The organism is Burkholderia sp. LMG 13014 (assembly GCF_905232215.1).
Taxonomy (GTDB): Bacteria; Pseudomonadota; Gammaproteobacteria; order Burkholderiales; family Burkholderiaceae; genus Burkholderia.
In genome coordinates this window covers 1-3,882 of record NZ_CAJNKE010000556.1, presented here as the reverse complement: position 1 = coordinate 3,882, position 3,882 = coordinate 1, and the positions used below count along the sequence as shown (strand labels likewise).

Genomic DNA, 3,882 nt, shown 5'->3' with positions numbered 1-3,882 from the left:
GGGCACAGGGCGAAATGCGTCTCGGCGACGCGTGGCGCGTGAAGCCGAGCGACGTGCTGCTCGCGGAACTGCGCGCGGCGTTCGACGGCAGCTCGGCCGAAATTGTCTACTGAATGTTACCCGGTTCGAATTCCTTGAGGGCATCTTGAGCGTCAAGCCTACTCTTAGCAAACCCCTGGGCGGCGAAGACGCGTCGTCGCCCGTGGTCGTCGCACGCCGTTTGTGGCCTTACCTGAAGCCGCTCCTGTGGGTGATGGTGGCCGGCGTCCTCGCGATGGCCGTCGTCGCCGCAACCGAAGCCGGGATCCCGGCGCTGCTCAAGCCGCTGCTCGATCGCGGTTTCGGCACCAAGGGCGATGTGAGCGCGAAGCTCTACGTGCCGATCGCGGTCGTCGGTCTCGCGCTCGTGCGGGCCGCCGCGCAGTACGCGTCCAACTACCTGCTGCAATACGTGTCGAACCGGATCCTGCTCGATCTGCGGATCCAGATGTTCGACCGGATGATCCACACCGGCGTGTCGTTTTTCCAGCGCGAGACCGCGAGCACGGTGATCAACGCGGTCGTCTTCGAGGTCAACCAGGTCCTGAACGTCCTGCTGGGCGTGCTGATCACGCTCGTGCGCGATTCGTTGACGGTGCTTTTCCTGCTCGGCTACCTGTTCTACCTGAACTGGCGGCTCACGCTGATCGTCGCCGTGCTGCTGCCGTGCATCGGCTGGCTCGTCGGCAAGATCAACCGGCGCCTGCGCCGGCTGAACCGCGAGCACCAGATGCTGACGAACCAGCTCGCGTACATCGTCGAGGAAACCGTGGGCGGCTACAAGGTCGTCAAGATCCACAACGGCGAGCAGTACGAAATCGGCCGCTTCAACGAGCTGAGCCGGCGCCTGCGCGGCTATTCGATGCGGATGATCGTGTCGGGCGGGCTCGCGCAGCCGCTCACGCAGTTTCTTGCGTCGATCGCACTGGCGGTCGTGCTGACGATCGCGGTCGTGCAGTCGTCGAACGACCAGACGACGGTCGGCGGTTTCGTCGCGTTCGTCACGGCGATGCTGCTGATCATTTCGCCGCTCAAGCACCTGATGGACGTGAACCAGCCGCTGCAGCGCGGGATGACGGCGGCCGAGCTGATCTTCGGCCTGATCGACGAGCCGTGCGAGCCCGAAGGCGGCGGCAAGCCGCTCGAGAAGGCGACGGGCCGGATCCGGTTCCGCGACGTGTCGTTCGCGTATGGCGCGGGTACCGGCAAGCCGACGCTCGATCGCGTGTCGTTCGACGTGGCGCCCGGCGAGATGATCGCGCTCGCGGGCCCGTCGGGCAGCGGCAAGACGACGCTCGTCAACCTGTTGCCGCGCTTCTTCGATCCGACCTCCGGCGAGATCCTCGTCGATGGCGTGGCGTTGCCCGAGTACCAGCTGCGCGACTTGCGCGGCCAGATCGCGATGGTGAGCCAGGATGTCGTGCTGTTCAACGATACGATCGCGAGCAACGTCGCGTACGGGCAGACGCCCGACCGCGAGCGCGTGACCGCGGCGCTGCGCGCGGCGAACCTGCTCAGCACGGTCGAGGCGATGCCCGACGGGCTCGACACGCTCGTCGGCGACAACGGCATGCGCCTGTCGGGTGGCCAGCGCCAGCGCCTCGCGATCGCCCGCGCGATCTACAAGGATGCGCCGATCCTGATTCTCGACGAAGCGACGTCGGCGCTCGATTCCGAATCCGAGCGCCATGTGCAGGCGGCGCTCGAGACGCTGATGAAGGGCCGTACGACGCTGGTGATCGCACACCGGCTGTCGACGATCGAGCGTGCCGACCGGATTCTCGTGATGGACGGCGGCCGCATCGTCGAGAGCGGCAACCACGCGGAGCTGCTCGAATCCGGCGGCCTGTATGCGCACCTGCACCGGATCCAGTTCCAGCAGGAGGCCGGGTGAGCGTCGCGCCGGTTCGTATCGCGGGAGTGCCGCGATGAAGATCGGCCTGTCGGCCAATGCGTTGAAACACGGCGGCGGCCTCGAGCGCTACGCGATCGATATCGCACGCGGGATGGTGGAGGCCGGGGTGACGCCGGCGTTCTTCGCTCGGTCGGTCGATGCGTCGATTCCCGAGGCGCGGCTCGTCGAGCCGCATCGGATCGATGTGTCGTTCCTGCCCGGCAAGCTGCGCGACGAATGGTTTTCGTGGCGGCTGCGCGGCGCGCGCCGCGCTGCGAACGTCGACGTCCTGATCGGCTGCAACCGGGTCGTCGGCGCCGAGATCGCGATTTGCGGCGGCACGCATCGCGGCTTCCTGCGCGCGATCGGCCGGGCGCCGGGCTATTTCGACCGGCGCCAGATTGCGCTCGAGAGCCGGCAGTATGCGGCCGCGCGCTACGTCGTCGCCCATTCGCAGATGATGCGCGACGAGTTGCGCACGCTGTACGGCGTCGACGACGCGAAGATCCGCATGTTGTATCCGCCGGTCGACGCGCAGCGCTTCACACCGGTCGGCGACGGCGAGCGGGCGGCGTTGCGGCGCCGCTTCGGGTTCGACGAGCGCGACGTCGTCCTGCTGTTTCCGTCGAGCAGTCACGTGCGCAAGGGCCTGCCGCTGATCGAGGCCGCGCTGAAGGGCACGGACGCATCGATCGTCGTCGCGGTGGCCGGCCGGCCGCCCGAGCGGACCTCGGCGCAACTGCGCTACATCGGCTACGTGAAGGACATCGAGGACGGCTACCGGGCAGCGGATTACACGATCCTCGCATCGAAATACGAGCCGTTCGGGCTGGTCGGCATCGAGTCGGTCATGTGCGGGACGCCGGTGATCCTGCCACCGACGCTGGGTTGCCACGACGTGATCGCGGAGCATGCGAAGCTGACGTTCGCGGCGGACGATCTAGATTCGCTGCGCGCGGTGCTGGCGACGGCGGCGAGCGGGACGCAAGCCGTCGACCGGGCGGCCGTCGCGCACGGCGCGGTGGGCTACGACCCGGGCGTGCGCCATCATGTCGAGCAGTTGCTCGCGCTGGCTCGCACGGTCCACGGGCGTACGTCGGCGTAGCTGCATCCCGGCCACGCAATGGCCAGCCTGTCGGCTGGCTTTCGGTTCGGAAGTGCGAGGGGGCGATGGTATACTCTGGCGGCCTGTTTACCGGCCGGTGGCCGGTGTTTGGCAGCGCGGCTCGCGATTTCCGCTCCGGTGCGCCGAACAGGTTGCCCGGCGCGATTTGCCCCGCGCAAGCACTTATTCAATCCACAATGATCATGACGATTCGTGTGACGAATTGGCCGTTCGTCAGGCCGATGTTCACTGCGAGTCCTGCCATCGAGACGCCCGCCGTAAACCGATGAGCCGTTTTCCCGGACGTATCCACATCTTCGCGCGGGCTCTGCCGAGATTGCTGTTCAAGCCGCTGCGGCGCAGACCCTTGCAGCCGGCGAGCATTTTCGTCGCGCATCACCTGCTGCTCGGCGATACGCTGTTGCTGACACCGTTGCTGGCGAAATTGCGCGAACAGCATCCGGCCGCGCGCATCGTGCTCGCATGCCCGAAGGCGGTTGCGCCGCTGTACACCGGCGGACCGTTTGGCGTGCAGGCATTGGCCTTCGATCCGCGCGATCCCGTGTCGGTGCGCCGGCTGCTGGCGTCGGGGCCTTACGATCTCGGCATCGTTGCCGCGGACAACCGCCACAGCTGGCTCGCGCTCGGCGCGGGGTGCCGCTGGATCGTCGCGCATGGCGGCGATTCCCCGGCCTGGAAGAACTGGCCGGTCGACGAGTGCCGCCCCTATCCCGAGGAGCCCGCCGCGTGGGGGGATCTGACCGCCGACCTGATCGACGGTCCGTCGCCACGCGCGTACCGGCCGGGTGACTGGCCGGCGCCGGCCGCGAGCACCGAGCTGCCC

General features: G+C 67.6%; 3 protein-coding genes and 1 pseudogene. All 4 read left to right on the top strand.

What is annotated here, in order from left to right:
• Positions 1-113: hypothetical protein (locus tag JYJ84_RS38590; protein WP_374102144.1), on the top strand; the 113-nt coding region annotated here is incomplete at its 5' end.
• Positions 114-145: 32 nt separating this feature from the next.
• Entirely contained in the window at positions 146-1,933 is a 1,788-nt protein-coding gene (msbA, locus tag JYJ84_RS30770) for a lipid A export permease/ATP-binding protein MsbA (protein WP_122945943.1), read from the top strand.
• 34 nt (positions 1,934-1,967) lie between these two features.
• Positions 1,968-3,038 (top strand): glycosyltransferase family 4 protein, encoded by a 1,071-nt coding sequence (locus JYJ84_RS30765; protein ID WP_175223055.1) that lies wholly within the window; start codon positions 1,968-1,970, stop codon positions 3,036-3,038.
• Positions 3,039-3,324: 286 nt separating this feature from the next.
• Positions 3,325-3,882, top strand: a pseudogene (locus JYJ84_RS30760) (heptosyltransferase); the annotation flags it as partial.